The sequence below is a fragment of the Luteimonas sp. Soil_C_16 genome (genome assembly GCF_057657295.1).
In genome coordinates this window covers 745,109-772,104 of record NZ_JBDGIS010000001.1, presented here as the reverse complement: position 1 = coordinate 772,104, position 26,996 = coordinate 745,109, and the positions used below count along the sequence as shown (strand labels likewise).

The following is a 26,996-nucleotide window of genomic DNA, read 5'->3' as shown; positions in this document are numbered from 1 at the left end:
GCAAAGCGCCAGTAAAAACGTCAGCGAAGGTATGGCCGCCAGCTGGCCACGCTCTCGTCGATCAAGCGCAGCACGTGCTCGAAGGCAGGTCGCTGCTGGCGATAGGGATCCGGAATTTCCAGATCGCCGCGCCATTTGCCCAGCAGCAGGGTCTTGCCGCTGGCCTGCGGGGCATCGCGCACGATGCGCGCCTGGTGGGCACGCTCCATCACCAGCACCAGGTCCACGCTGCCGAGCAGATCGGGCGTGACCTGACGGGCACGGTGTGCATCCGGATCCAGCCCCCTTTCACGCAGCAGCTCCGCTGCGGTCGGATCGACAGGACGATCGACCAGCGCCTGCAGTCCTGCCGAAGACACCTCGATGTCCGTGTGGTCCAGCGCATGGCGCAGCACGATTTCAGCGGTCGGACTGCGACAGATGTTTCCGATGCAGACGATCAGGATCTTGCGAAACACCCGGTTTGTTCCCTTGCTTCACAGCCGCACATCCAGCGCGCGGCGCACAGGATACCCGGCTACGCCACTCAAAACCGGACGCAGTCCGGCTTTTTTCGCACTGCAGCATTCTTTTCCTTGACAGTGCTCCTGCCGCCTCATAGCGTTGCCTGTTGTAGGACGCGAACCAGATCGCGTTTCCAGGATCGGAGACCACCATGCGCCAGACCGCTCGCCTCATCGGCACCCTTGCCCTCGTCGGCATGACCAGCGTCGCCTTCGCAGCGCCGCAGGCACAGAACGCCACCGCGGTCGGTGCGCAGTCGGCCGAAACGGCTTCGCAGGCAACGGTCGATGCTTCCGAGGCCACCAGCGTCCAGGTCGGCACCACGACCGAGGCTGCAACCGCCGCTGAAGCCGCTGCTGCTGCAGAAGCCAGTGCGGCCGCAGGCGCGGGCACCGCGGCCGGCACCGCTGCTGCGACCGGCGCAGGCCTCAGCGCTGCAGCGACCGTCGGCATCGTCGCCGCAGGCGCCGCACTTGCCGCAACTGCCCTTAACTCGGGCAGCGACAGCGCCGGCAACGACGCGGGCGGCGGTGGTGACGGTGGCGGCGGTACGGGTGGCACCGGCGGCACGGGTGGCACCGGCGGCACCGGCACCGGCGGCTAAGTCGGTATCTGTGAATTCCAGCCCGCCGGGCCCTGCCCGGCGGGTTTTTCATGGGCGGGTATAAAGCCGCCCGGTTCAAACCGAGGGAAGTGGGGCATGAAGTCGTTGCGTCCGTTCGCCGCCGCCATTGCGGTGGCCGGCCTGCTGTCCGGTTGTCTGTGGGCGCCGGGTCAACACATGGGCGGAAGCTCGAAAGGTGCCGAAGGCATCCGCACGATCGGCAACGACCAGCTCGATCTGGTGCCGATCACGCCGAAGCTCATCGCGATGGACCGTGCAGCGCGCGCAGAATCCGGGGCGCTGCCGAGCGCGTTGGCCGATTACCAGCCCGAGGCGTACACGATCGGCGCGGGTGACGTGCTCTACATCACCGTCTGGGACCATCCTGAACTGACGGTGCCGGCGGGTCCGCAGCAGCAACTCAATGCCGCGGGCCGTCTCGTGCAGGCCGATGGCACGCTGTTCTACCCCTACATCGGCACGCTCGACGCGGCAGGACTGACGCCCGGCGCACTGCGCTCGCTGATCACCACGAAACTGGCGCGCTACATCGAAGCGCCTCAGGTCGACGTCTCGATCCTGACCTATGCCAGCCAGCGCGTCTGGGTGACAGGCGCTGCCGCCAATGCGACGGCGGTACCGCTGACCGTGGTGTCGATGACGCTCAACGACGCCATCAGCCAGGCCGGCCTCAATCCGACAGTCGCCGATCTGTCGGGCATTCGCCTCACTCGTGACGGTGTGACCTGGACGCTCGATCTCGATGCACAGGCGCGCGGCGCCGTGTACCTCAGGGCGAACGACCACATCTACATCCCGTACCTCGATACCAAGGAAGTCTTCGTCGTCGGCGAAGTGACCCTGCCCGGCGCGCAGAGTTTCCGGACCGGCACCATCAGCCTGAGCCAGGCGCTCGGACGCGCACGCGGACTGGCCCAGACCACGTCCAACGGCAATGCGGTGTACGTGATCCGCGGCAACAAGGGCCTGGACGAGATGCCGTCGACGGTCTACCAGCTCGAAGCGAAGTCGCCGGCTGCGTTCGCCGTCGCCAGCCAGTTCGAGCTGCTGCCGGGCGATGTGGTGTTCGTCGGCGCTGCCGGTATTACCCGCTGGAGCCGCTTCGTCGGCCAGCTGCTGCCGTTCGCGGGAATCATCACCAACGCTGCCAGCGTCGGCAACGACTTGCGCTGAGTCGAGTTCGTGTCAGGTACTCGCGCCATTTCGTGGACGCGCGCGGCAGCGTGGTCGTTCCTGATCGTCAGTCTGCTCGCCATCACCGGCTGCACCGGACTGCCGCGCGGCAGTCTGGACGCCGCGCGACTCGCGATTACCGGCAGTTCGGTCGATGTCACAGCCGAACAGGTGGCCGCGAGCCCGTTCGCGCAGATTCTGGTCGACGGTCCCGATGGCGAGGCCTTGATGGTGCTCGGCAACGACGATGCGGGCTTGACCTCGTGGTACAGCCCGGATCGCCGCATCATCTTTCTCCGCAATGGCGTACTCGCCGGTACGTCGGGTCTGACCGTAGACGCTGTCGACATCCGCATCGTGGGCGACAACCCGTTCGAGCGGCTCGCATCGATCACGTCTGCCACCACCGTACGCCGCTACGACTGGATGCCCGGCTATCGCTACGGCGTGGAGCTGCGGGGCAACCTGCAGCGCGGCAACGTCGAGTCCATCGAGATTCTCGGCACAACGCGCCGTCTGCAACGCTTCGACGAATCGCTGGAAGGTGCCGGCATACGTGCCCACAACCGGTACTGGGCCGACCCGGGTACCGGCGCCATCGTGCGCAGCCGCGAGTTCGTGGCGCCCGGCGTGGAACTCGAGATCACCGTGCTCAAGCCATACGCCGCAGGCCCAGCGCGATGAGGCGGATGACGCTCGCGATCGCAGCCTTGTTGATGTCGGCCGCGACTGCCAATGCGCAGACCCTGCAAGTCCGCATCGATGGCGAGGTCGCAACACCCGGCGTGCAGACTCACCCTGCCGATGCTCGACTCGCCGAGGCGGTGATCGCAGCCGCGCCGACCGACACCGCATATCCCATCGCGGCGATGCTGATGCGAAGGCCTGCGGAGCAGGCGCAGCTGCGCCTCAAAGCCGGCCTGATGCACGATCTCGGCGTGCTCGAGTCGTCGGACGATCGCGAAATCGCTGCAGTCGCGCGTGATCTTGCGGACTGGATCGACCGATTGCCGGTGACCGGCCGCGTCCGCACCGAGCTGTCGCCCCGAAGATTGGAAAGCACGCCCGCTGCCAATCTGCCGTTGATCGATGGCGACCGGGTGCATTACCCGCAACGCCCCAACCATGTTCGCGTTGTGGGCGCAGTCGTCGATGCCTGCACGATGGCGCATGTCGCCTTGCAGGATGCTCTGGCTTACGCAACGGGCTGCTCGCTGCGCGCGGCCAGCCGCGACTGGCTGTTCGTGATCCAACCCGATGGCGGCGTTCAGCGCCTCGGCATCGCGCTGTGGAACCGCAGCGAACCACAAGCGCTCGCGCCAGGCGCGGTGGTCTACGTCCCACTGCCCGATCGTGCAACGCGCAGGCTCGATGGCGACTTCAATGCCGAGCTTGCAGAGTTTCTCGCAACGCAGCCTGCGGACGACCATCCGACGACAGCCGCCGGTGAGGCACGCCGATGAAGCACCGGTCGGCCCTGGCTGTCGGCGCGCTTGCGCTGGCCGTCTCCTCGGCATTGCAGGCGCAGGATCGTGTGACCCAGGGCGACTGGGGCGGAGCCGGGCTGTTGCAAACGCCGGTCGCAAGAATGGAGGACGAGGGGCAGTTAAGCCTCAGCGCAAACTATACGTCGCCTTACGCACGCTACAACCTGTCGATGCAGCCATTCCCTTGGCTAGAGGGCACCTTCCGATACGCGTCGCTGAACAATATCCGTTACGGTTTGGAGGATCTAAGCGGCGATCAGCACATCAAAGACAAATCCATCGACTTCAAGCTGAAGTTACTCAGTGAAAGCCGGAAATTTCCGGAAGTTGCTTTCGGAATGCGAGATATCGGTGGAACGGGGTTATTTTCGTCCGAGTATCTGGTCGCCAATAAGAGATTTGGAAATTTTGACCTCAGCGTCGGACTTGCAACCGGCTATATGGGAAACCGAGGAGACTTCCCGAATCCCTTGCGTGTGATCGACGACAGATTCGAGACTCGCCCACCGCCCAACTCTGCCCTCACGCAGGCGGGCAGATTCGGGACAGGCGCTTTCAGGGGCCCGGTAGGAATTTTTGGTGGCCTCACGTGGAAATCTCCAGTCGATGAACTTCTTCTCAAGGTGGAGCTCGACGGAAACGATTATGAAAAGGAGCCCGATCCATGGAGAAGGGGACAGAACGATCAGAATCAGTCATTGCCGATCAATGTTGGACTTCTGTATTCGTTAAATGAGTCTGTGCAGATCAGCGCTGGATTCGAGCGCGGTAACACCTTGCTCCTCGGCGTTGCCCTGACTGGCAATCTCAAGCAAACGCGTAGCCTAGCGCCTCTGCTGGACCACCCTGCGCCGCCGATCCGCGATCAGATTGCGCATACGTCTTCCATCAATAGTCCATCGACTGCTGAAGATTGGTCGAAGGTTGCCGCACGGCTGCACCGCGAGGCCGGCCTCAAGGTGTCCACCATCTCCCGGCGGGGCCCCGAACTGATCGTCGGCGGCGAGCAGCGGCGCTATTTCTATTCCGCCCAAGGCGTTGGCCGCAGCGCACGCGTGCTCGACACCGTTGCGCCTGCCGGCATCGAATGGTTCACCTTCGCGCACGAGCGCGTGGACATGCCGATCGCCGAGACCAGCGTGTCGCGCAGCGCATTCGCCGATTACGTCGACCGTCGCATCGATATTCGAACTCTCGCCCGCAGCGTCGAGGTCGCGCCACCCGCATCGCAGCGTCGCGAAGTGCTGTACCAGGCACCGTTCGACCGCTTCCAGGCGGGCGTCGGCCCCGGCTACAAGCAAGTCCTCGGCGGCCCGGATGGCTTCATCCTCTATCAGCTGTCAGCGGACGCGAACGCGACCTACTGGTTCGGCCGGCATACCTGGCTGACCGGCACCGTCAGCGTCGATCTGCTCAACAATTTCGACAAGTTCCGCTACGACGCACCGAGCCGCATGCCACGTGTGCGTACTTGGCAGCGTCAGTTCCTGACCACGTCGACGGTCACCGTGCCAAACCTGCAACTGACGACCGCGCATCACCTCGGCGGCGATCTGTATGGCATGGCCTACGCCGGCTATCTGGAGTCGATGTACGGCGGCGCCGGCGGCGAACTGCTGTACCGGCCGTTCGGCGAGCGCTGGGCCCTGGGCGTCGACCTTAACCAGGTACGTCAGCGCAACTTCGACCAGCATGCCGGCTTCCGCGACTACCAAGTCACCACCGGCCATGCGACCGCCTACATCGGTCTCGGCGATGCGCATCGCGTGCAGGCCAACATCAGCGTCGGCCGCTATCTTGCCGGCGATATCGGTGCGACCGTCAACGTGGCGCGTCGCTTCGACAATGGCGTGACCATGGGCGCGTGGGCGACCAAGACCAACGTGTCCTCGCGCACGTTCGGCGAAGGCAGTTTCGACAAGGGCATCTACTTCTCGATCCCGATGGACTTTCTGCTACCACGCCCCACGCGCGCGCGCGCCAACATCATCTGGCAACCGCTCACACGAGATGGCGGTGCCCGCCTGATCCGTCGTTACGGCCTTTACAGCCTGACTGGGGAACGCGATGGCGAATTTCTGCTCGACAACCTCGACTGGATCGATCGCTAAGCTTTGCTACGAGGTCTCATTTCGGCCGGACTTTTGATAGCAGATCCGTAAATCTGCGTTGCGGTGCAGCAGTGCATCTGTCACAGTTCGTGATGTTGGTGTGACGAACTGAAACAACAGCTCGGCGCAGGGGACACCGAATGGAATCAATAGGTTAGTGCGCATGGGCATGCGCGGCACCGGTCTGGCTGCCGTAGCGCCGTGCTCGAGCGCGAGGGTCGGGGCATGTTGTTCTCACCGATTCGGCAACAAGCCGAATCCGACTGGCGTATGGCCAGCAAATTCACTGCGTTCTTCGCGTGGGGACTGCGGCTGTCCGATCTGGCGATCGTCGTCGGCGCCGGTCTGCTGGCGTATCGATTGCGCTTCGACACCTTCGAGATGCCAATCGATTACGTCCGTAGTCTCGCGCGCAGTGTGTTGTTCGCGTTGCTCGCGCTCAACGGCTCGTCGCTCTATCGCAGCTGGCGCGGCAGCAGCGTCAGCAAAGAGGCCTTCAAGCTCGTCACCCTGTGGTCGATGGTCTTCGCTGCGGGCATCGTCTACACCGTCGCGCTGCAGCTGGCTGAAGACTTTTCGCGACTGTGGTGGCTGACCTGGTTCGCGCTGACGCTGGCAGGCACGATTGCCGCTCGAGTTGTCTTGCGGCGCATGGCGGATCATCTGCGCGCCCGCGGGATGGATCAGCGGACGGCTGTCATCGTGGGTGGTGGCCGCGATGCGCGACGTATCGCACAGGGCTTCGCTGCCCAGCCCTGGACCGGCATCGAGATCAAAGGCTGGTTCAGCACGCCTGCCTCGCACAAGTATCTCGACGACGCACCGTTGCTCGGCGCGCTCGACAAGCTGGCGGAGTACGTGGAGTCGAACCGGATCGATCAGGTCTGGATTGCCCTGCCAATGAGTGCCGAAACAGAAATCCAGGATGTCCTGCGCCGGCTGTCCCACTCAACTGCAGACATCAAGCTGGTGCCTGACCTCTTCGGACTGCAACTGCTCAACCACTCCGTCGAGCAGATGGCCGGCGTGCCGGTGATCAGTCTGCGAAGCAGTCCACTGCACAGCGGCGCGCGCGTCGCCAAAGCGATCGAGGACAGGGTGCTCGCGACATTGATCCTGATCCTTATCGCGCCTCTGATGCTCCTGATCGCATTGGGCGTGAAGCTGACCTCGCCCGGGCCGGTGCTGTTCCGGCAGAAGCGTCACGGCATCAATGGACGCGAGATCGAGGTCCTCAAGTTCCGCAGCATGCGCATGCACGCCGAACACGGCACGGTGACGCAGGCCATCAAAGGCGATGCCCGCATCACACGGTTCGGTGCATTTCTGCGGCGCACCAGCCTCGATGAACTGCCGCAGTTCTTCAATGTGCTGACCGGCGAAATGTCGGTGGTCGGACCACGTCCCCATGCGATCGCGCACAACCACCTGTATCGCGATCAGGTGGACGAATACATGCAGCGTCATCGGGTGAAGCCAGGTATCACAGGTTGGGCTCAGGTCAACGGTTTTCGTGGCGAAACCGACACCCTCGACAAGATGGTGAGCCGCGTTGAGTACGACCTGTACTACCTGCAGCACTGGTCGCTGGCTTTCGACCTGCGGATCGTGTTCCTGACGATCTTCAAGGGCTTCATCAATCGCAATGCGTACTGAGAACACCTCTCCTTCCGGGAGAGGTCGCCCCGACGGGGCGGGTGAGGGCTGTAGCAGTCCAAAGCCATCATCCCTGTTGCCAACCCTCTGACGAACTCATCCATGAAAATCGCCATTGCCGGCACCGGCTACGTTGGCCTCTCCAACGCGCTGCTCCTCGCACAGCACCACACCGTGGTCGCCTTGGACATCGACGCGGCCAAGGTCGAGATGCTCAACCGCCGCGAGTCGCCGTTGGACGACGTGGAGATCCGTGAGTACCTGGCCAAGCCCGAACTCGACTTCACGGCGACACTCGTGCCGTCCGAGGCGTTCGCAGATGCCGACTACGTTGTCATCGCCACCCCGACCAATTACGACACCACCACCAATACCTTCAACACGCGCTCCGTCGAAGCGGTGATCGCCAACGTCCTGGCAATCAACCCGGACGCGGTAATGGTCATCAAATCGACCGTGCCGGTCGGCTATACGGCATCGGTGCGCGAAAAGTTCGCCACCGACAACATCCTTTTCTCGCCTGAGTTCCTGCGCGAAGGCCGCGCGCTCTACGACAATCTGCACCCCAGTCGCATCGTCGTAGGCGAACGCTCCGAACGTGCTCAAGTGTTCGCGAGTCTGCTCAGCGAAGGCGCGATCAAGAGCGACGTCCCGGTGCTGTACACCGACGCGACCGAGGCCGAGGCGATCAAACTGTTCGCCAATACCTACCTCGCGATGCGCGTCGCGTACTTCAACGAACTCGACACGTATGCGGCCACGCATGGGCTGGACACGCGCCAGATCATCGAAGGCGTGTGCTTGGACCCGCGGATCGGCAGCCATTACAACAATCCGTCGTTCGGTTACGGCGGCTATTGCCTGCCGAAGGACACCCGGCAGTTGCTTGCTAACTACGACGCCGTGCCGCAAAACCTGATCCAGGCCATCGTCTCCGCTAACACCACCCGCAAGGACTTCATCGCCGAGGAGGTCCTGCGACGCAATCCAAGTGTTGTTGGGATTTACCGCCTCGTTATGAAAGCAGGATCGGATAACTTTCGGTCGTCTGCCATCCAAGGCATTATGAAACGAATTAAATCCAAGGGAGTGGAAGTAATAGTTTATGAGCCGGCTCTAGAGGACACCGAATTTTTCAGATCCCGAGTTATTAAGGATCTTTCTGAATTCAAACTTAAAGCTGATATCATTATTGCAAATCGAATCACAGATGATATATGTGATGTGATGGTTAAGGTTTTCAGCCGAGACTTGTTTCGCGCCGACTGAACATGCAATCGCATATGCAACTTTCGCGGGCAGAATAGATGGGTGGACTCTACCGAGCAATTTCGCTGAGCATGGGCGGTAAGTACCTCGCCTATGCAGTTCAGTTCGCCTCTCTGATGTTACTCGCGCGACTGTTCGAACCCGAGACCTTCGGCCTCGTTGCTGCAGTACAGGTGTTTTACGTATTCTTTCAGCTTGTATCGGAAGCGGGCCTAGGGCCGGCCGTAATCGCGCTGGATAAGTTGCCGAATCGTGAACGCGACGGTATTTTCGGATTAACCGTGGCACTTGGTTTAGTTCTCGGAATTTCGTTCTTCTTGCTCACCCCCTTAATAGTAAGTTTCTATGGAATACCTGCTCTGGAGGCAGCCACACCTTTTATTGCTGCGAGCATAATTTTCAGCGCGTGGACGATCCTACCGACCGCTTTATTACAACGTGAACAAGGATTTTTGCGAATAGCATTTTCTGCAGTAATTGCGGAAATAGCCGCACTCGCATGTGTGGTCGTAGCTAGAAACCACTTGGACCAGCTGCAGGCCCTATCATTGCGACTCCCCATCTTCTCAGTCGTTAACTTCTTAGGCCTATACATACTCAGCGATGCAACAGAGTTTAGACGGCCCAGGGTAGGAGTTAAATTCAAAGCGATATATCCTCTGCTTGGAACTTCCGGATACCAGCTGGCATTCAACATCCTCAATTTCCTCTCGCGAAACCTAGATAGTCTGCTAGTCGGAAAATATTTAGGCGCGTCTCAGCTTGGCCTGTACGATCGCTCATACCAACTGATGCGCTATCCCCTGCTTTTGCTCGGATTTGCAATGACCCCCGCCATCCAGCCAGCTCTCAGGAAGCACGCAAACGACATCGATTACATCCAGCATGTGCATAGAGATCTGACATTTAAGCTCTCCGTTATTGGGACCCTCTGCGCCGTTTGCTTCTACTTTTTTGCTGAATGGATTGTCATCCTAGCGTTTGGCGACCAATGGCTAGGATCTGTACCAGTGATCAAGCTTCTTGCGCTGACTATCCCAGCTCAGGTGATAATGTCTACCAGCGGAGGGTTCTTCCAAACAATTAGACGTACAGATCTGCTGTTTCTGTGTGGACTTATTACCGCTTCAGTTAACGTTACCGCGATCATCACTGGAGTTATAGAAGGGACATTGAGCAGTCTCTGCTGGGCGCTAGTGATCTCGTTCCACCTAAATTTTCTAATTGTTTATTTTATTCTTCATACTTTTGCATTTGGATCAGGCTATCTCCGATTTCTTAAACGGATGACGCCTTTCGTGCTAACAGTCATTACGCTGTCGGTGTACCACTTGCTCATTTCAGAACACTGAACAAGAAATGCCTTCGACGCTATTACCGCTTCTGATTTTCGCAGGATTCTTCGCACTCGCCTTGACTCGGCTAAGGCATGCGACATCAGTATTTGTCTTGGCCTGCCTTCTAACACCCAAAGCGTTTGCGCTTGTCGATTCTCCCGGGCTGCCATACCTTTCGCTGAATCGCGCGCTGATCGCTGCACTTGGGATCGGAATTGCTGTTAAGTCAATGTACGCTGGTCGGGTACAACTATCTGCACGATCCTTCCCGCTCCGAGCGCCTCTGTTCTTGTTTATCTTGTCTTATGGAGCAGCGACCTTAGCGCACATTCAAGACAGACCGATGGACGGCATAACTGCCGTCATGATGATAATTGAGATATTCCTTCCGAGCTATTTGATATGGCTATACTCCGAAAATCGATTCTGCAGAGACACCCTAAACAAGTTAATCGCGCTAGCGGCAGCCGTCGCGTTATATGGTATAGGGTCCTACCTTATGCGCGAGAATCCTTACTTTGACTTTATAAAGTCGACATCCAGCACCGGACGAGTGCTCGCCACAGATTACTCCGAGACTCTTCGCGGCCTGAGGGCAACAGGAACATTCAGCCACCCCATTACTTTCGGTGGCCACATTGCCATAGTATTCTTTGCCTTGTTGGTTTACCTCAAGGACGACGCTTTGTCGACGGAGAAGAGAGTGGCTCTTCTTCTAGTAGCCGCAGCCCTGCTAACAGCGGCAGTTCTGACGAACTCCAGATCGCCAATTCTGCCAATTGCTGTGGCTCTTATCACTTTCTTCTTATCGATGAGCCCCGCAAAGAAAGTCGTAGGACTCACAGCGTTAACTGTAGTTGCCATAGCTTCTTTCAGCACCAAGCAAACCATGACGTCGGATGCAATCAGCTTTTTTAGCTCGTTCGTCAATACTGCAGCTTCAGATGACAATTCGGGAAGCACCCTCGGGATGAGATTAGCGCAACTTTCCGTGGCGCTCGAAGTATTTTCGAACAATCCTATATTCGGCAACGGGATAACCTATTCTCGCGATCTCGTTGGTACTTCAGGATATGAGGATTTGCAGAATACGGAAAGTGCCGTGTTCGATTGGCTCATCAATATCGGAGTGCTCGGACTAATAGCTAACGCAGTTCTCTTCGTGTCGTTGTCTGCTGCTGCTGCTAAAGCATCTCCCCGACTCAAGAGTTTGTACCCAGGATTTCTTGCGGGCTACCTAATATTTATAGTTGCAACTGGCGTTATGGATACGCTTCCATTCTTCACCTACGTTTCTCTTCTTCTCATATTTGCTGAGCGTAATAGAATGCGCGGCCTGCTTAGCACGAATGGTGCGCGCACATTATGATCCAGCCAAAGACGTCAAGTCACACCTCGAGTCTACTTATTGTAGTGGTCCTTTATAGACAGTCGCTGACTGAGTCGAAGAGCTTGAGGACGTTGCGCTCTAATGATTTCAGTTTATGCGGTAGTTCTAGCATCGTACTGATCTGGGATAACAGTCCAGACTCCGGAAATGAAGAGGAATTCAAGGATTTTTATTTAGATAGTATAAACGCCACCTATGAATGGCATCCTGAGAATACGCCACTTTCAGCTGTCTACAATTCGGCTGGGCGGAGTCAAAGTCGTCACGATTTCATGCTGATTCTTGACCAAGACTCCGAGCTGCCGCCGGATTTCGTTCACCGTATGCTCTCTGCAGCGCAAATGCATTCGACATCGAAGCTTTTTCTGCCGTCAGTGTTCTCCGGCGGAAAGCTTGTCAGTCCTGGAGAGCTAGTGCTATTCAAGGGCAGACACCTCAAGATTATCGAAGCAGGCCCTCGCCCGTCGAAGAATACTCTTGCTATCAGCAGCGGGATGCTTGTCTCTGCCGATTATCTGAGGAACTACTCTTTCGACGAGCGGCTGTCGCTTTACGGCGTAGATACGCGCTTTATGATCGATTTTGCGAAGAATAATCCGGAACTGATTATTGTGGATACGTGCATCAAGCACGATACTGCGCTCTGGAATGAGACGGACCCGGACCTAATACTTCCCCGCTACCGCAACCTTCTAAGCACGTGGCCCATTATATTTGAAGATAGTTTTTTTCTTAGAACTCTATCGAAAGCGTACGCACTGGCTCTAGCAGCGAAGATGGCTATAAAGTTCAAAGACCTTAGGTTTTTGAACATGAAACGACCGTAAGCGGAAGCAATATGAACATTAGACTATTCTTATTCACGCTGCTTAAAGAAGACAGGATTTCTTCCGACGTACCTCTAGGCTACAGACTGGCGGTTTACTTTGATTATTTTGTCCATCTTCTCCGCGGCGGTCTGACTTTAGGCTTGGCGTCGGGAAGCTCTAAGCTTATTTTTCGTGCAAGGGGCTCGACGCTTCGCTGTAAGCGAAGAATCAAGCTCGGGAGGAATGTGAGGATTGGCCGCTATGTCTGCATAGATGGCCTTGGACGTGAAGGTATTCAACTGGGTGATAATTCTAAGATCGGGGACTTTTCCCGATTAATCTGTAGTGGAACCCTGTCTAGCATAGGGTCCTATATTCGAATTGGCCGGAACGTCGGAATCGGAGAGTTCAGCAGAATTGGCGGCTCAGGGGGTGTCGAAGTAGGGGACAACACAATTGCAGGGCAGTACTTAAGCGTCCACCCAGAGAATCATAATTATCTTGACAAGAATGTTCTGATCAAAGACCAGGGAACCACCAGGTCGGCGATAAGCATTGGCCCAAACTGCTGGATCGGTGCAAAGGTTACCGTCCTAGCAGGTTCGGAAATTGGTCATTCCTGTGTCATCGCTGCAGGTAGCGTAGTGAATGGCTCATTTCCTCCGCACTCCGTCATCGGCGGTGTGCCCGCCAGAGTTCTGAGAAGCTATTGAATGAGAATTATCGGTATACATCAGAGTGCGGAGTTGTACGGCTCTGATCGAAGCTTCCTGGCAGCCCTTGCTGCTTTGGCATCGCACGAGTCAATCAACGTCGAAGCCACTGTGGTTCTCCCGGAGCCGGGGCCGCTCGCAACAGAACTTGTCCACGCAGGAATCGAGGTGCTGTACGAACCACGGGGCTATCTTCGACGCGAATCGATAAAGCGGCCACTTCGCTTCCTTTGGAGCTCAGTTGGGGCGTTCCGTAGAATTCGCCGACTGATCAAGTCGAGTGATGTTGTTTACGTCAATACGGTGGTTTGCTTTGCCGCGATAGTCGCACTCGTCTTTTTCGGCGGTCGAAAGATTGTCCACGTGCGAGAGTTGCCCGTTGGCTTCGATATGCATTGCTTCCGGCTTCTGCTCAAAGCATCGGGGGCAGGACTAATCTACAACTCAAGGGCAACCGCCGAGGCTTTTGGCCTCCCAGGAAAGGTGGTCCACAACGGGGTCGAAAGCCCGCTTCCGACTTATTCACGTGCGCATGGCAAATCCGATTCCCCAGTGCGTTTGCTGTTGCTCGGTCGCATCAGCAACTGGAAAGGCCAAGACCTTCTGATCTCGGCACTCTCCCGATGTAGCCGAGCCTTCGATGTGCGTATCGTGGGCTCGCCCGTTGCGAGCCAGCACCATCTTGTAGACGAACTCAGCAAGGCCTCGGGCCTGCTGGCAGCTGACAAAAATATAGTCTTCATTCCCTTTTCAAGTTCTCCTGGCGAGCACATCCAGTGGGCGGATTATGTCGTCGTCCCGTCCACGAAACCCGAGCCTTTTGGCCGTGTAGCCATCGAGGGCTTTTCGTATGCGAAGCCAGTGATTGGAGCCCGGCATGGTGGCCTCGTAGAGATCATATCCAATAATGAAAATGGCTTCCTGTTCAAACCAGGATCTGCAGATTCCCTTGCAAGCTTGCTTGATCAGATTCCGCATCGAAACGACAGTTCATATTGTTTGTTGTCCGCCTGCGCGCGGAGCGCCTACGTTAGTAATTTTTCGTTGCAAGCGTACCAAGTAGCCATCCGAAAAATTATCCTGGGTTGAGATTAGTTATATGAAGTATGCAAGTTCAGGAACAATTCGAATTCTTGGAATCAGGGGGCTTCCCGCTGCCCACGGCGGCTTCGAAACGTTTGCAGAGTACTTGGCGCTTCACTTGGTCGCCGAAGGATGGCGGGTCATCGTGTATTGCCAGGACGATGGAGAAGGCGAGATCTGGACCGACGAGTGGCGGGGAGTGGAACGCATCCATATTCCAGTGTCGCGGTCCGGGCCCGTAGGTACGATCCAGTTCGACTGGTTGTCGGTGTGTCACGCAGCGAAGCATGAATCCCTTTGTCTGACGCTTGGCTACAACACGGCGGTTTTTACTGCACTTCTACGAGTTCGGAGAATACCGAACATCATCAACATGGACGGAATCGAGTGGTCGAGAGCCAAATGGGGGCGCGCGGCAAAGACATGGTTCTGGCTCAACGATTGGGCAGGATGCTGGCTGGCTGATCATCTGGTGGCAGATCACCCGGAGATCAAGCGTCACCTTTCCACACGCGTTTCGTCGGAGAAGATCACGACCATTGCGTACGGCGCGCCGAGAGTCGCGGATGCTTCGGAATTGCCGGTGCGTGCGATGGGTCTTGAACCGGGCAAGTACCTGACGGTCGTCGCGCGGGCTGAGCCAGAGAATTCGATTCTTGAGATCGTCGATGGCTTTTCGAGAAGCCCGCGCGGCATCAAGCTGGTCGTGCTTGGAAACTACGACCGGGCGCACGCCTACCAGCGTTCGGTCCTGGAGGCCGCAAGCGAGGAAGTGGTGTTTGCCGGCGCGATCTACGATAAGGAGATTGTCCAATCTCTGCGCTACCACAGCCTTGCCTACGTCCACGGGCATCAAGTCGGTGGGACCAATCCCTCCCTTGTGGAGGCGCTCGGTGCAGGTAACGCCATCATTGCGCACGACAACAAGTACAACCGCTGGGTCGCCGGATCTGCTTCGCTTTACTTCAACGGCGCCGACGGCTTCGAAACGCGCTTGCTTGAATTACTTCAGAGCGGAGAACTGCTCGCAACGATGCGGAACGGCAGCGTCGCGCGATTTGAAGATGGTTTCACCTGGGACAGCATTCTGCGTGCATACGAGGATCTTCTTTCTCGTCATCAAACGCGGTAGCAGCTACGAATCGGATGCGCTGGTTCGGCAGATCCGATCGCCTTGGTTTCTTAAACCACCTCTTAGAAATCCTTTCGCCATTGCGAGCGATCTACAGGTTGATCGGTGCCCGAGAGTGACGTGCTGATCTTCTGAAACCAGCGCTCGCTGTGCGGGCGTTCCAGCCCTGCCTGTGTGAGTAGGGCCAAAGCGAGCAGCAGTGCGGTCAGCATGCCGAAACTGCGTTTATCGAGCGCTTGCTGCCACAGCGCGCGGACGATCCACCCGGCAGCGGCTGCGCCCAGCAGCGTGCCGGCGATGACCTCGCTGACGGGATGCGCGCCGATCGGTACGCGGGACCAGCCGACACATGCGGCAATGGCAATTCCAGCCACGAGCAATGCGATGCGCAGCGCGCGCAACCGCGCTGGCGCCATGAGCATCAGCAACGCCGGCCATGCAAGCCACGCGGATACGGTGTGGCCGCTGAAGCAGGTGAGATTCCAAAGGCGTATGCCTGTGCCCCAGCCGTAGAAGGCGATCTTGCTGGCAGCGACGAGCGCGAGGCTGGCCGTGATGACCAGCGCCCACCGGAGCGCAGCGCGGCGTTGCGTAGGGCCTTGGATGGCCAATCCCACGATGGCCACGACGAGCAGCGGCAGCACGAGGGCGGCGTCGCCGAGGTGGGTGATGTGGGACCAGTTCACGTGGGTATGCGGCTCGGGGCTGTGGGTCGGGTGATGACGATTGTGGAGTGCGGATGCGATGGGTTTCGCGTTGCGCGACCCATTCCACGGACCATGTTCCAGCGGAGATGGGCGGGCTGTCTGCGGGTGCACGGTTTCGATACAATGCGCGACCGCCCTGCCCGTTATCTCGGCTTGGCGTGGACGACGCGCCTGTAGCTCAGCCGGATAGAGTAGTGGCTTCCGAAGCCATTGGTCGGGGGTTCGAATCCCTCCAGGCGCGCCATTTTCTGCGATGTTCCGTGCGGTCCCGGCCGCGTGCGAGGACCGATGCCGCAGGCCTGTTCCCTTTCTTACGTGTTGGCTCCCACCGCTTGGCCGGTGCTCAGTATCCGCGCGTGGGTTGTGGAGCTGCGGCTTTGAACCGGCTGTTGTTGATCGCGCTCGGCGGTGCGTTCGGTTCGGTGTGCCGGTACCAGTTGTCGGTGTGGGTGCTGCAGTTTGCGGGCGCGAGCGCGGACGTGCCGCCGCGGTTTCCGGTGGGCACGTTCGTGGTGAACCTGCTGGGGTGCCTGGTCGCCGGGCTGCTGGCAGGTGGGATCGCGCGGCATGGCTGGTTCACGCCGGATGTGCGGGCGATGCTGATCGTCGGCGTCATGGGGGGATTCACGACGTTTTCGGCGTTCGGGCTGGAGACGCTGGCGTTGCTGCGCCGTGGGGATGTGGCGATGGCAGCGGTCTACGTGATTGCGAGCGTGGTGCTTGGGGTGCTGCTGGCGGGGTTGGGGTGGTGGGTGGTGGCGCGGGGGAGTTAGATCGTGCGCGCGTTGCTCTCAGTACAGTCGCTTGGCCCCGGCGCGCAGCGGGCGACGGCGGCGCGGCGGCGCTGAGTGCTGCGTTGTTGGAGGGTTCTGATGTGTGCGCTGGGCGAGTGAGGCGGCTGACGTTCAAGCAACGTCAGAATGGGCCCCAGCGTGCGCTGGGGCGACGGGCTCTGAGAGCCGCGCCGTCTGTAGTCGCTCTTGCAGAACAGATTGCAAGCCGAGTCGCTGGGCCCCGGCCTGCGCCGGGGCGACAAATGCGTCAGTTGGCAATGACCAGTGGCCCATCGCTCTCCGCGCGTGGCCTGTCGCCTGTCGTCTTTTGCCTGTCGCCTGTCGTCGATCAGGGTGTCGGCGGTGCGGGCTCGGACGTCTCGGGCGTCGCGTCGGGATCCGTCTGGTCTTCGGAGGTCGAAGACTCCGTCGAGGTCCCAGGTGTCTCCGCCTGTTCCACTGCGGGAACAGGCTCTGCTGCAGGAACGGGTTCGGTTGTCGGAGCCGGCGTGGTTTCCGGCGCTGCGTCCGTCGCGGACGTCGGCTCGGCTGCAGGTGCAGGCGTTGCGGTTGCGGGGGCAACGGCGAGGGGCGTGTCTTCGGCGTGGACCTGGGCGGTGGGCACCCAGGGCTTCTTCAGTTCGGCGAGCGCGGCGTTGATCGGGCCGTCGCCGGGCAGGGCTTCGCCGCCGGTGGAGCCGTCTTCTTCGTCGCCCTGCAGGTGGCCCGGCAGGTTGGCTTCGGTGTAGACGGTGGCGGCGCGCGGGGCGTTGGGGTCGGCGGTCTCCGCGCCTTCGGGGCGAAGGGTGGTGTCGGGGTCGATGCCGCGGGCCTGGATCGAGCGGCCGCTCGGCGTGTAGTAACGCGCGGTGGTGAGCTTGACCGAATCGCCATTGTCGAGCGGCAGGACGGTCTGCACCGAGCCCTTGCCAAAGGTGCGGCTGCCGATGACGCGCGCGCGGTTGTTGTCGCGCAGGGCGCCGGCCAGCACTTCGGAGGCGCTGGCCGAGCCGACGTCGACGAGCACGATCACCGGGGCGCCGTCGAGCAGGTCGCCCGGCGTGGCACTGAACTCGGCATCGCTGATCGGGATGCGACCGCGGGTGCTGACGATCTTGCCGCTGTCGAGCAAGTCGTCGGCGATCTGCACCGCCGAAGTCAGCAGGCCGCCGGGATTGCTGCGCAGGTCGATGACCAGGCCACGCAGTTTGCCGCCGGCCTGCTGCTTGAGTTCGTCGATGTTGCGCGCGAAGTCGGCGGCGGTCTCGACCTGGAACTGGCTCACGCGCACGTAGCCGTAACCCGGTTCGAGCATGCGACTGCGCACACTGACGACGCGGATGGTTTCGCGGTCGACACGGATTTCCAGCGGTGCGGTTTCGCCATCGCGCAGGACGCCGACGGTGACCGAGGTCCCGGGCGCGCCACGCAGCGGGCCGGCGCCATCGTTGTCGGACGGCGTCAGCGTGCGGCCGTCGACGCTGACGATCACGTCGCCGGCGCGGATGCCGGCCTTCGCGGCAGGCGTGCCGTCGATCGGCGCGATGACGCGCATGCTGCCGTCGCCCAGGTACATCACCTCGACGCCGATGCCGTCGTACGCGCCCTCGGTGCCCTCGTCGAAGGCCGTGGCGGTTTCCTTCTGCATGTACACGCTGTGCGGATCGAGATCGAGCAGCAGGCCGCGGATCGCCGAGGACATCAGCTTGCTGTCTTCGACGGGCTCTACATAGGCCTCACGCACGGCGTTGAAGACGCCGACGTAGCGGCGGATCTCCTGCAACGGAACGCGGTTGGAGGCCTGCTCCATCGCGCCGGGATCATCGCTGGCGGCGACGGGGATCTCGGCGTCGTCCGCGGCCGACGGCGTGTCAGTGGGCGCCGTTTCAGGCGGCGTGGGCGGCGTGGGCTCGGACGCCTCGCCGGGCGCCTGCACTGGTGTCTCGGCAGGCGGCGGGGTCTGCGCGAACGCGGCTGGCGACAACAGCAGGGACAAGGCCAGCGTCAGTGAACTCACGCGCATGCAGGACTCCGGGGAAAGGCGGGCGACACGCGCGGTCGCGCGTCGATCGATTATGCGGGCAGGGTGTGTGAATGCGTTAAAGGCGGGCGGGGATGTTCAGTTCTGTGGGTGGGGTGGGTAGGGATGCGTAGGCGAGCGGTTCTGTTGTCGCCCACTATGGGAGAAGTGCGGTCGACAGCCCTCACCACAACCCCTCTCCCGGAAGGAGAGGGGCTTGCGTCTGCGCAAGCGTTTTGCCCAGTCCAATCAACCGAACAAAGCCGGTCAACGCAGCTTGAGCCCCTCTCCCTCTGGGAGAGGGGTTGGGGTGAGGGCGACGCTCGCGAGGATGACTTCGAGCACCGATTCCGTGCGCACGAGGGCATCGTGATTCCAGAAGCGCAACACGCGGAAGCCGCGACGTTCCAGAAAGCGCGTGCGGCTTGCATCGACCGTTTCCTGATGCTGTGAGCCGTCAACCTCGACGATCACTGCGGCTTCTAGACTGAGAAAGTCGACGATGAAGGGGCCGACGGGTTGCTGACGTCTGAACTTCATGCCGAGGCGCCGGTCGCGCAGGTGGAACCACAGCAGGCGTTCGGCGTCGGTCGATTCGCGGCGGAGTTGGCGCGCGAACTGAAGTTGGGCGGATGTGCACTGCATGCGCCGGACTCCGGGGGGATCCGGATGCAGTGTTGTGGTGCGTGGGCGGTGGGTTCGCTCGGGGGAGGCGGAATGGGGACGTGGGGGATTGCCGCGGCGTATCCCCTCAACAGCAGTGCATCGCGTGCGTCTGCCCTCACCCCCCGCTCCGCGCCCAGCCCTCGCGCTGACGCGAGGGCGTTCGTCGACACGCGAGCCAATGGCTCGCCAGCGTGCCGCCTCACCCCAAGGGGAGAGGGGCTCGTACGTTGCGAGCGTCTGGGCCTTGGCCCGTCTCCCACCGGGAGCGGGGTTGGGGTGAGGGGTGGCTTAGGCAGGCGGCGAGCAGCGCTCAGCCAGTACCACTCACCGCCGCTGCAACCACGTCGTCGGATTCACCGGCGTGCCGTTCTGGCGCAGTTCGAAGTACAGGCCGCTGCGGCCCTGGCCGCCGGAACTGCCGACGCTGGAGACGGTATCGCCGCGGCGCACGGTGTTGCCGACGCTCTTGAGCAGGCCGTCGTTGTGCGCGTAGAGGCTCATGTAGCCGTTGCCGTGATCGACGATCAGCAGCATGCCGTAGCCGGTCATCCATTCGGCGAAGACCACGGTGCCGTCGGCGACGGCCTTCACCGCGGTGCCGGCGGGCGCGCCGATCAGGATGCCGGTGCTGCTGCGGCCGTCGGGCAGCTTGCCGCCGTAGGCGGTGAGCAGGCTGCCGCTGACCGGCCAGCCCAAGCCGCCGACCTGCGGAGCGTTGGTGCGGGCCACCTGGGTCGGTGGACGCGGCGGTGGCCGCGGACGGCCTGACGCGGCTGCTTCACGGGCTTCGCGCGCTTCGCGTTCGCGCGCAGCGGCGGCTGCGGCGCGGCGCTCGGCTTCGGCACGACGCGCCGCTTCGCGCAGCTGGGCGAGCACGCGCTCCAGCGAGCGGGCATCGCGGCCGAGGGCTTTTTCGCGGGCACTGCGATCGCTGAACCGCGACTCGATACCCTTCATTGCCTCGGCACGCTGGCTGCGATCGCTTTCGACCTTGGCCAGCTGCGCGCGTTGCTCGACCTGCGCGGCTTCGAGCGCAGCGCGGCGATCCTGGATCGCGGCTTCGATGCCGTCGAGTTCGTCCATTTCCGCGCGCAGTTCATGGATGCGCGTACTGCGCTGCTGCTGCAGGTAGCGGTGGTAGGTCAGCAGGCGTCCGGCATCGGCGACGCGGTCCTGCGCGAGCATCAGTTTCAACGCAGCTTCGTCGCCGACGGTGTAGGCGGCGCGCACCAGCGCGGCGAGTTCCGCGCGGCGCGTCTCGACCGTGGATTCGAGTTCCACCCGGCGCGCCTGCAGTTTCTCCAGCGCGATCTGTTCCTCGGCCAGTTTGATGCGCGTGTCGCGTAACGCGCGCGCCGAGGTCGAGACCTGTTCGTCGGCCGCGCGCAGATCGCGCGCCGCTGCGCCGCGTTGGCCTTCGAGGCGGCGGCGCTCGGCGGCGACATCGCGCAGCTCCTTGCGCACGCGCTCGAGGCGGCGCTCGGTTTCGCGGCTGTTCTGCGCGGCGGCGTCAAGCGCAGGCAGCGCCGCGACGAGCAGCGCGACCAGCAGCAGCGCGCGGCCGCGGGACATGTTCAGCCGGCGGCCTGCAGCAGGCTGCGGCCGGTCATCTCGGCCGGTTGTTCGACGCCGATCAGATCGAGGATCGTCGGCGCGAGATCGCGCAGTGCACCGCCGCCGCGCAGGGGCACGTCACGACTGCCGACGTAGATCAGATCCACCGGGCCGACGGTGTGCGAGGTATGCGGCTCGCCGGTTTCCGGGTCGCGCATCATTTCGACGTTGCCGTGGTCGGCGGTGACCAGCAGCTCGCCACCCTGCGCGCGCACGGCCGCGACGATCCTGCCGACCGCGGTGTCCACCGTTTCCACGGCCTTGATCGCCGCCGCCAGTACGCCGGTGTGGCCGACCATGTCGGGATTGGCGAAGTTGCAGATCACCACGTCGAAGCGCTGGTCGCGCACGGCCTGCACGAGCTTGTCGCAGACCTCGGGCGCGCTCATTTCCGGCTGCAGGTCGTAGGTGGCGACCTTGGGGCTCGGCACCAGGATGCGGTCCTCGCCCGGGTAGGGATCTTCGCGACCGCCGCTCATAAAGAACGTCACGTGCGCGTACTTCTCGGTCTCGGCGATACGCAACTGGGTCAGGCCGTTCGCGCCGAGCACTTCGCCCAGCGTGTTCGGCAGGTTGTCGGGCGCGAATGCGAGCGGCGCCGGCAGGCGCGCGTCGTACTCGGTCAGGCAGACGAAACGCGCGAGCTGCGGACGACGTGCCTCGAAGCCATTGAACGCCGGGTCGACGAACGCGGCCGTCAGCTGGCGCGCGCGGTCGGCGCGGAAGTTCATGAAGACGACCGCGTCGCCATCGGCCATCGGCGTGGCGCCATCGATGACGGTCGGCAGCACGAACTCGTCGTTCTCGTCGCGCGCATACGCGGCCTGCAAGGCGGCAACCGCATCGGGCGCGTGGTGCGGCGATGTCGCGTCGACGATCGCATCCCAGGCCAGGCGCACGCGGGCCCAGCGATTGTCGCGGTCCATCGCGTAGTAACGGCCGGACACGCTGGCGACGTGCGCATTGCCGAGCGCGGCGCAGTGGTCCTGCAGCGCGCGCAGGCTCGGTTCGGCCGAACGCGGCGGCATGTCGCGGCCGTCGGTGAAGGCATGCACGGCGACGCGAGCGACGCCGCGCTTCGCGGCGAGGTCGAGCATCGCCGCCAGATGCGCTTCGTGGCTGTGCACGCCGCCCGGCGACAGCAACCCCATGACGTGCAGCGTGCCGCCGTTGCCGCGCACCGCGTCGCAGGCGGCCAGCAGTTCGGCGTTGTCGAAGAAGCTGCCGTCCTCGATCGCCGCGTCGATGCGGGTCAGGTCCTGATAGACGATGCGGCCGGCGCCGATGTTCATGTGGCCGACTTCGGAATTGCCCATCTGCCCGTCCGGCAGGCCGACGTGGCGGCCTTCGGTGTGGATCAACGTGGACGGATGCTCGGCCAGCAGCCGGCGCCAGTTGGGGATGTCGGCAAGCGCCAAGGCGTTGTCGCGCGGGTCGTCGCGGTGGCCCCAGCCGTCGAGGATCAGCAGGACGACGGGGCGCGGACGGGGAGAGCTGGCGGCGTGCGGCACGACGATCGACCCAGTGACGAAAGACAGATGCGATTGTAGCGAAGCGGGGGCAAGCTACCTGTCGACGGGCTTCGGCCCGCCCATCCATTCACGAGGTCACGGCCATGTCCCCTGCCCCTGCGCGCTTGCGCTCCGCCCCCCTGCTGCTCGCCGCCGCCCTTGCGCTGGCCACCGGCGCCGCGTTCGCGCAGGAGGACATCTCCAAGGTCAACGGCGGTGTCGAAGCCGAGGCCGGCCAGACCTATCGCGACCTGAGCACGGTCAACGGCGGCATCCGCATCGGCGACGGCGCCAAGGCGCGTGACGTGGAGACCGTCAACGGCGGCATCCGTGCCGGTGACGGCATCGCGGTCGAGGACATGGAAACCGTCAACGGCGGCATCACGGTGGGCGCGCGTGCGCAGGCCAAATCGCTGACCACGGTCAACGGCGCGATCCGCGTCGGCACCGACGCGCAGCTGGGCGGCAACGTTGAGAGCGTCAGCGGCGGCGTGTTCGTCGACCGCGGCGGCCGCATCGACGGCAACGTCTCGACGGTCAATGGTGCGATCGGCATGGTCGGCACCGAGGTCACCGGCGACGTGAAGACGGTCAATGGCGACGTCACCATCGGCACCGGCTCGCACGTGCGCGGCAAGCTGGTGATCGACAAGCCGTCGTCGAACTGGTTCCCGGTGACGATCAGCCGCCGCAACCCGCGCGTGATCATCGGACCCGATGCGGTCGTCGACGGTCCGCTGGAGTTCAAGCGCGAAGTCACGCTGTACGTGCACACGAGCGCGAAGACCGGCGCGATCAGCGGCGCGACCGCAGTGCCGTACGACAGCGCGCGGGCGCCGCAGGAATAAGGGGCATACCGACGCATCGCCTATCGACTTTCCGCGCGCTCGATCGATGTCGCGGCGCGTTGCAGATGGCAGGAAACAGACACCTCTCCCTCTGGGAGAGGTCGAAGCGCACAGCGCTTCGGGTGAGGGTTGAGTTCTACACGCGGAGCTCGAAAAGCGCCCTCACCCCAACCCCCGCTCCGCGCCCCGGCCCTCGCACTGGTGCGAGGGCGTTCGTCGACACGCGAGCCAATGGCTCGCAAGCGTTCCGCCTCACCCCAGAGGGAGAGGGGCTCGAAACCAACAGCTAGAGCCTTCAAAAAGCATCGCCCCCTGAACGCACGTATAGTGCGGCCTCCACGATTTTCCGGAGATTCCAGGATGCGCAAACCCCTTCTGCTGCTGGCGTTGCCGGCTGCGCTGGTGCTCGCCGCGTGTGGCGACAAGACCGCCGCGCCGGATACGGCCACGCCGCCCGATGCCCAGGCCGCCCATACGTTTTCGCCCGACATCACCGCCGGCGATTTCGGCGAGATGGTGCGCATGCTGGCGTCCGACGAGTTCGAGGGACGCGCGCCCGGTACCGCCGGCGAAGACAAGACGGTCGAGTACATCAAGGCCCAGTTCGAGCGCATCGGCCTGCAGCCGGGCGGCGACAACAACGACTGGTACCAGACGGTGCCGATGGTCGAGACCACAGCCGATCCGTCGACCGTACTGCGCCTGAGCAACAGCGCCGGCACGCGCGATCTGAAGTTCGGCGACGAGATGGTGATCGGCACGCGCACCGGCCAAGCCGAGATCAACGTCGCGGACAGCGAGCTGGTGTTCGTCGGTTACGGCGTCGATGCGCCGGAGCAGAACTGGAACGATTACGCCGGTCTCGACCTCAAGGGCAAGACCGTCGTGATGCTGGTCAACGACCCCGGCTTCCACGCCAACGACGCGACGCTGTTCGACGGCGAGAAGATGACCTATTACGGTCGCTGGACGTACAAGTTCGAGGAAGCCGCGCGCAAGGGTGCGGTGGCCGCGCTGATCATCCACGACACGCCCGGCGCCTCGTACGGCTGGGACGTGGTGAAGAATTCCTGGTCGGGCGCGCAGTTCGACCTGCGTGCAGAGGACGATCCGGAACCGCGCCTGCCGGCGCAGGGCTGGATCACCGGCGACGTCGCCAAGCAGCTGTTCGCCGAAGCCGGTCTCGATCTCGACGAACAGATCAAGGCCGCGAACACGCGCGGCTTCAAGCCGGTGCCGCTCAACGCGAAGATCGGTTTCGATCTCAAGAGCACGATCGCCGAGAAGAGCTCGCGCAACGTGATCGGCATCCTGCCGGGCACCGAGGCGCCGGAAGAGGCAATTCTCTATCTCGCGCATTGGGATCACCTCGGCAAGCACGAGGGTGAAGGCGACACGATCTACAACGGCGCGATCGACAACGCGACCGGCGTGGCCGGCATCATCGAGATCGCCGAGAAGTTCGCCACCACCGAACCCAAGCCGAAGCGCTCGCTGGTGTTCCTGGCGGTCACGCTCGAGGAATCGGGCCTGCTGGGCAGCAAGTACTACGTGGCGCAGCCGAGCATCGGCCTGGCGCAGACGGTCGGCGTGATCAACCTCGATGCGATGAGCGTCGCCGGTCCGTCGCGTGACTTCGTCGTCACCGGCAAGGGCAACTCGGAACTCGAGGACATCCTCAAGACCTACGCCGACCAGCAGAGCCGCACGCTGGTGGAGGAAGGCAATACGGCCGGTGGCTTCTACTTCCGCTCCGATCACTTCAACTTCGCCAAGGCCGGCGTGCCGGCGCTGTATGCGAAGGGCGGCAACGATCTCGTCGACGGCGGCACCGCCGGTGGCAAGGCCGCGACCGACGACTACGCCAAGCGCTATCACCAGCCCAGCGACGAGTACAACCCGGACTGGAACCTCGACGGCGTGGTGCAGGACCTCGAAGCGCTGTACGGCGTGGGCCGCACGCTGGCCGACGACGGCCAGTGGCCGAACTGGTACGAGGGCAACCCCTTCAAGGCCGCGCGCGACCAGATGCGCAGCGAAGCGGGTGGCGCGCCGTAAGGCAACGCCTGCAGGCACGCATGACGAAAGCGGCGACAGTGATGTCGCCGCTTTTTTTTGAGAGCAGAGTTGTCCGTGAGCCCCCGGAAGACGCGAAGATCAAGAGCTCGCTTCCGCTCTTGAGAGACGTCAAGTCTTGATCGGCACGTTTGCCCCCTCCCAACCCTCCCCCGCCTTGCGGGGGAGGGCGTCGAGCCCCCTCTCCCAATCGTCTCCGCTTTTGCCGGGAAGGGATTTGCACATTTCTCTGGCGACATGGCACATGCCGTCGTGCGATAAGCCAGCAGTTCCTACCTGAGAGATCTTCCGATGACGCTCTCCACTGCCTACTGGTGCGTGCTGATCGCCGCGCTGCTGCCCTACTGCTGGGTCGCGCTCGCCAAGGCTTCGGCGCCGCGCTACGACAATCGCGATCCGCGCGGCTGGATCGCGCGCCAAGAGCATCCGCGGCTGCGGCGCGCCTACAACGCGCATCTCAATGCGCTGGAGGCCTTCGCCCCGTTCGCGGCGGGCGTGGTGCTGTCGCAGCTCGCCGGCGTGGCGCATGACCGCATCGCGATGCTGGCCGTCGCATTCGTCACGCTGCGGCTGCTGCACGGCGTCGCCTACGTCGCGGATATCGCCTGGCTGCGCAGTCTCGCGTGGTTCGCGGCGCTCGGCTGCGTGGTCACCTTGATCGCGCAGGCGGCGCTGTCGATCGTATGAGCGTGCACGACACGCACGACGCGCGTCCGGTGCTGGCCCTGTTCGATCTCGACGGCACGCTCACCACGCGCGAGACGCTGCCGGATTTCCTGCGCTTCGCCACGCCGCCGCGACGCCTGCACGTCGGCAGGCTGCTGTTCGCGCTGCCGGTGCTGGCCTACAAGCTCAAGCTGCTGCCGGTGCACGCGCTGCGCAGCCTGCTGGTCGGCTATGCCTTCCGCGGGCTGCCGCGCAGCGCCGTCGAAGACGCCGGCCGCCGCTTTGCGGCCACGGTATTGCCGGCACTGGTGCGGCCGGAGATGCAGGCGCGTCTCGATGCCCATCGCGCACAAGGCGACACCATCGTCGTCGTGTCCGGTGGCTTCGATGTCTATCTCGCACCGTGGTGCGAGGCGCAGGGGCTCGACCTCATCTGCTCGGCGCTTGAAAGCGATGGTGCACGCCTGACCGGTCGTTACGCCGGCGCGCAATGCGTGGCAGGCGAAAAGGTGCGGCGGGTGCGGGAGCGCTACGACCTCGCCGCCTACCGCGAAGTCCATGCGCACGGCGACACGCACGAGGATCATGCGCTGCTCGCGCTCGCCCACGTGGCCACATACCGCGGTGCGGCGTGGCCGGCGCACGCACCCGCCTGATCGCGCGCGTGGCTTGATCGATGCGATGCGAGAGCGCGGGAATCCGACAAGAAAAAGCCGCCCGCCCGGGGAGGGGCGGACGGCAACTGGGACCGGTCGGAGAGAGAGTTACGCCGGGGGGCGCTGACGTCAGCGACGTCAGACCGGTCTCATGGGCACGGCATGTTTCG

The 26,996-nt window shown here is 62.3% G+C and carries 24 protein-coding genes and 1 tRNA gene; 19 read left to right on the top strand and 6 right to left on the bottom strand.

Going from position 1 to position 26,996, the window contains the following annotated elements; genetic code table 11:
* Positions 1-20: 20 nt before the first annotated feature.
* A complete protein-coding gene (locus AC3A5T_RS03460; RefSeq protein WP_487627366.1) occupies positions 21-458 on the bottom strand; it encodes a low molecular weight protein-tyrosine-phosphatase in 438 nt (145 codons plus the stop codon).
* Positions 459-655: 197 nt separating this feature from the next.
* Between AC3A5T_RS03460 and AC3A5T_RS03455 the strand changes: the two genes are divergently transcribed.
* The 13 genes from AC3A5T_RS03455 (at position 656) to AC3A5T_RS03395 (ending at position 15,289) form a co-directional block, all read left to right on the top strand.
* Positions 656-1,108, top strand: a complete 453-nt coding sequence (locus AC3A5T_RS03455; protein WP_487627365.1) for a hypothetical protein — start codon at positions 656-658, stop codon at positions 1,106-1,108.
* A gap of 96 nt (positions 1,109-1,204) precedes the next feature.
* Positions 1,205-2,302 (top strand): polysaccharide biosynthesis/export family protein, encoded by a 1,098-nt coding sequence (locus AC3A5T_RS03450; RefSeq protein ID WP_487627364.1) that lies wholly within the window; start codon positions 1,205-1,207, stop codon positions 2,300-2,302.
* Between the two features lie 9 nt (positions 2,303-2,311).
* Positions 2,312-2,986, top strand: coding sequence for a YjbF family lipoprotein (locus tag AC3A5T_RS03445; RefSeq protein ID WP_487627363.1), 675 nt, complete (start codon positions 2,312-2,314; stop codon positions 2,984-2,986).
* A gap of 5 nt (positions 2,987-2,991) precedes the next feature.
* Entirely contained in the window at positions 2,992-3,765 is a 774-nt protein-coding gene (locus AC3A5T_RS03440) for a capsule biosynthesis GfcC family protein (RefSeq protein ID WP_487627362.1), read from the top strand.
* Entirely contained in the window at positions 3,762-5,900 is a 2,139-nt protein-coding gene (locus AC3A5T_RS03435) for a YjbH domain-containing protein (RefSeq protein ID WP_487627361.1), read from the top strand. The genes AC3A5T_RS03440 and AC3A5T_RS03435 overlap by 4 nt, the downstream gene beginning before the upstream one ends.
* Before the next feature lie 270 nt (positions 5,901-6,170).
* The gene (locus AC3A5T_RS03430) at positions 6,171-7,556 is read left to right on the top strand and encodes an undecaprenyl-phosphate glucose phosphotransferase (protein WP_487627360.1); all 1,386 of its coding nucleotides are present in this window, start codon (positions 6,171-6,173) and stop codon (positions 7,554-7,556) included.
* A gap of 102 nt (positions 7,557-7,658) precedes the next feature.
* The gene (locus tag AC3A5T_RS03425) at positions 7,659-8,825 is read left to right on the top strand and encodes a nucleotide sugar dehydrogenase (RefSeq protein ID WP_487627359.1); all 1,167 of its coding nucleotides are present in this window, start codon (positions 7,659-7,661) and stop codon (positions 8,823-8,825) included.
* 38 nt (positions 8,826-8,863) lie between these two features.
* A complete protein-coding gene (locus tag AC3A5T_RS03420) occupies positions 8,864-10,177 on the top strand; it encodes an oligosaccharide flippase family protein (RefSeq protein WP_487627358.1) in 1,314 nt (437 codons plus the stop codon).
* Between the two features lie 328 nt (positions 10,178-10,505).
* A complete protein-coding gene (locus AC3A5T_RS03415; RefSeq protein WP_487627357.1) occupies positions 10,506-11,531 on the top strand; it encodes an O-antigen ligase family protein in 1,026 nt (341 codons plus the stop codon).
* Between the two features lie 83 nt (positions 11,532-11,614).
* The gene (locus tag AC3A5T_RS03410; protein ID WP_487627356.1) at positions 11,615-12,379 is read left to right on the top strand and encodes a glycosyltransferase; all 765 of its coding nucleotides are present in this window, start codon (positions 11,615-11,617) and stop codon (positions 12,377-12,379) included.
* 11 nt (positions 12,380-12,390) lie between these two features.
* The gene (locus tag AC3A5T_RS03405; RefSeq protein WP_487627355.1) at positions 12,391-13,074 is read left to right on the top strand and encodes an acyltransferase; all 684 of its coding nucleotides are present in this window, start codon (positions 12,391-12,393) and stop codon (positions 13,072-13,074) included.
* The gene (locus AC3A5T_RS03400) at positions 13,075-14,163 is read left to right on the top strand and encodes a glycosyltransferase (protein ID WP_487627354.1); all 1,089 of its coding nucleotides are present in this window, start codon (positions 13,075-13,077) and stop codon (positions 14,161-14,163) included. It abuts the gene before it with no gap.
* A gap of 10 nt (positions 14,164-14,173) precedes the next feature.
* A complete protein-coding gene (locus tag AC3A5T_RS03395; RefSeq protein ID WP_487627353.1) occupies positions 14,174-15,289 on the top strand; it encodes a DUF1972 domain-containing protein in 1,116 nt (371 codons plus the stop codon).
* Between the two features lie 62 nt (positions 15,290-15,351).
* Here AC3A5T_RS03395 and AC3A5T_RS03390 read toward each other — a convergent pair whose 3' ends face one another.
* Positions 15,352-15,975, bottom strand: coding sequence for a phosphatase PAP2 family protein (locus tag AC3A5T_RS03390; RefSeq protein WP_487627352.1), 624 nt, complete (start codon positions 15,973-15,975; stop codon positions 15,352-15,354).
* Between the two features lie 188 nt (positions 15,976-16,163).
* Between AC3A5T_RS03390 and AC3A5T_RS03385 the strand changes: the two genes are divergently transcribed.
* Positions 16,164-16,240, top strand: a tRNA-Arg gene (locus tag AC3A5T_RS03385).
* Positions 16,241-16,373: 133 nt separating this feature from the next.
* Positions 16,374-16,769, top strand: coding sequence for a fluoride efflux transporter CrcB (gene crcB / locus AC3A5T_RS03380; protein WP_487627351.1), 396 nt, complete (start codon positions 16,374-16,376; stop codon positions 16,767-16,769).
* A 349-nt stretch (positions 16,770-17,118) separates the two neighbouring features.
* Here crcB and AC3A5T_RS03375 read toward each other — a convergent pair whose 3' ends face one another.
* From AC3A5T_RS03375 to gpmI, 4 genes are all read right to left on the bottom strand, one after another.
* On the bottom strand, positions 17,119-18,792 hold the full coding sequence (locus AC3A5T_RS03375) for a S41 family peptidase (protein ID WP_487627350.1): 1,674 nt from the start codon (positions 18,790-18,792) through the stop codon (positions 17,119-17,121).
* Positions 18,793-19,056: 264 nt separating this feature from the next.
* Positions 19,057-19,434: an endonuclease domain-containing protein gene (locus AC3A5T_RS03370; RefSeq protein WP_487627349.1), complete on the bottom strand. Its 378-nt coding sequence runs from the start codon at positions 19,432-19,434 to the stop codon at positions 19,057-19,059.
* Between the two features lie 345 nt (positions 19,435-19,779).
* Positions 19,780-21,027: a murein hydrolase activator EnvC family protein gene (locus AC3A5T_RS03365; protein ID WP_332077830.1), complete on the bottom strand. Its 1,248-nt coding sequence runs from the start codon at positions 21,025-21,027 to the stop codon at positions 19,780-19,782.
* A 2-nt stretch (positions 21,028-21,029) separates the two neighbouring features.
* Positions 21,030-22,580: a 2,3-bisphosphoglycerate-independent phosphoglycerate mutase gene (gpmI, locus tag AC3A5T_RS03360; protein WP_487627348.1), complete on the bottom strand. Its 1,551-nt coding sequence runs from the start codon at positions 22,578-22,580 to the stop codon at positions 21,030-21,032.
* A gap of 104 nt (positions 22,581-22,684) precedes the next feature.
* Between gpmI and AC3A5T_RS03355 the strand changes: the two genes are divergently transcribed.
* The 4 genes from AC3A5T_RS03355 to AC3A5T_RS03340 all read left to right on the top strand — a co-directional run bounded on the left by AC3A5T_RS03355 (position 22,685) and on the right by AC3A5T_RS03340 (position 26,826).
* Positions 22,685-23,428: a DUF4097 family beta strand repeat-containing protein gene (locus AC3A5T_RS03355; protein ID WP_332077828.1), complete on the top strand. Its 744-nt coding sequence runs from the start codon at positions 22,685-22,687 to the stop codon at positions 23,426-23,428.
* 360 nt (positions 23,429-23,788) lie between these two features.
* On the top strand, positions 23,789-25,486 hold the full coding sequence (locus AC3A5T_RS03350; protein WP_487627347.1) for a M28 family metallopeptidase: 1,698 nt from the start codon (positions 23,789-23,791) through the stop codon (positions 25,484-25,486).
* A 309-nt stretch (positions 25,487-25,795) separates the two neighbouring features.
* Positions 25,796-26,191 (top strand): MAPEG family protein, encoded by a 396-nt coding sequence (locus tag AC3A5T_RS03345; RefSeq protein WP_487627346.1) that lies wholly within the window; start codon positions 25,796-25,798, stop codon positions 26,189-26,191.
* On the top strand, positions 26,188-26,826 hold the full coding sequence (locus tag AC3A5T_RS03340; RefSeq protein WP_487627345.1) for an HAD-IB family hydrolase: 639 nt from the start codon (positions 26,188-26,190) through the stop codon (positions 26,824-26,826). The genes AC3A5T_RS03345 and AC3A5T_RS03340 overlap by 4 nt, the downstream gene beginning before the upstream one ends.
* The last annotated feature ends 170 nt before the right edge of the window (positions 26,827-26,996 follow it).

Excerpts from the sequence above, each read along its gene's own strand:
- AC3A5T_RS03455 (WP_487627365.1), top strand. The coding sequence starts at position 656 with ATGCGCCAGACCGCTCGCCTCATCGGCACCCTTGCCCTCGTCGGCATG.
- AC3A5T_RS03450 (WP_487627364.1), top strand. The coding sequence starts at position 1,205 with ATGAAGTCGTTGCGTCCGTTCGCCGCCGCCATTGCGGTGGCCGGCCTG.
- AC3A5T_RS03440 (WP_487627362.1), top strand. The coding sequence starts at position 2,992 with ATGACGCTCGCGATCGCAGCCTTGTTGATGTCGGCCGCGACTGCCAAT.
- AC3A5T_RS03435 (WP_487627361.1), top strand. The coding sequence starts at position 3,762 with ATGAAGCACCGGTCGGCCCTGGCTGTCGGCGCGCTTGCGCTGGCCGTC.
- AC3A5T_RS03430 (WP_487627360.1), top strand. The coding sequence starts at position 6,171 with ATGGCCAGCAAATTCACTGCGTTCTTCGCGTGGGGACTGCGGCTGTCC.
- AC3A5T_RS03425 (WP_487627359.1), top strand. The coding sequence starts at position 7,659 with ATGAAAATCGCCATTGCCGGCACCGGCTACGTTGGCCTCTCCAACGCG.
- AC3A5T_RS03420 (WP_487627358.1), top strand. The coding sequence starts at position 8,864 with ATGGGTGGACTCTACCGAGCAATTTCGCTGAGCATGGGCGGTAAGTAC.
- AC3A5T_RS03415 (WP_487627357.1), top strand. The coding sequence starts at position 10,506 with ATGGACGGCATAACTGCCGTCATGATGATAATTGAGATATTCCTTCCG.
- AC3A5T_RS03405 (WP_487627355.1), top strand. The coding sequence starts at position 12,391 with ATGAACATTAGACTATTCTTATTCACGCTGCTTAAAGAAGACAGGATT.
- AC3A5T_RS03400 (WP_487627354.1), top strand. The coding sequence starts at position 13,075 with ATGAGAATTATCGGTATACATCAGAGTGCGGAGTTGTACGGCTCTGAT.
- AC3A5T_RS03395 (WP_487627353.1), top strand. The coding sequence starts at position 14,174 with ATGAAGTATGCAAGTTCAGGAACAATTCGAATTCTTGGAATCAGGGGG.
- AC3A5T_RS03375 (WP_487627350.1), bottom strand. The coding sequence starts at position 18,792 with ATGCGCGTGAGTTCACTGACGCTGGCCTTGTCCCTGCTGTTGTCGCCA.
- AC3A5T_RS03370 (WP_487627349.1), bottom strand. The coding sequence starts at position 19,434 with ATGCAGTGCACATCCGCCCAACTTCAGTTCGCGCGCCAACTCCGCCGC.
- AC3A5T_RS03365 (WP_332077830.1), bottom strand. The coding sequence starts at position 21,027 with ATGTCCCGCGGCCGCGCGCTGCTGCTGGTCGCGCTGCTCGTCGCGGCG.
- AC3A5T_RS03355 (WP_332077828.1), top strand. The coding sequence starts at position 22,685 with ATGTCCCCTGCCCCTGCGCGCTTGCGCTCCGCCCCCCTGCTGCTCGCC.
- AC3A5T_RS03350 (WP_487627347.1), top strand. The coding sequence starts at position 23,789 with ATGCGCAAACCCCTTCTGCTGCTGGCGTTGCCGGCTGCGCTGGTGCTC.
- AC3A5T_RS03345 (WP_487627346.1), top strand. The coding sequence starts at position 25,796 with ATGACGCTCTCCACTGCCTACTGGTGCGTGCTGATCGCCGCGCTGCTG.
- AC3A5T_RS03340 (WP_487627345.1), top strand. The coding sequence starts at position 26,188 with ATGAGCGTGCACGACACGCACGACGCGCGTCCGGTGCTGGCCCTGTTC.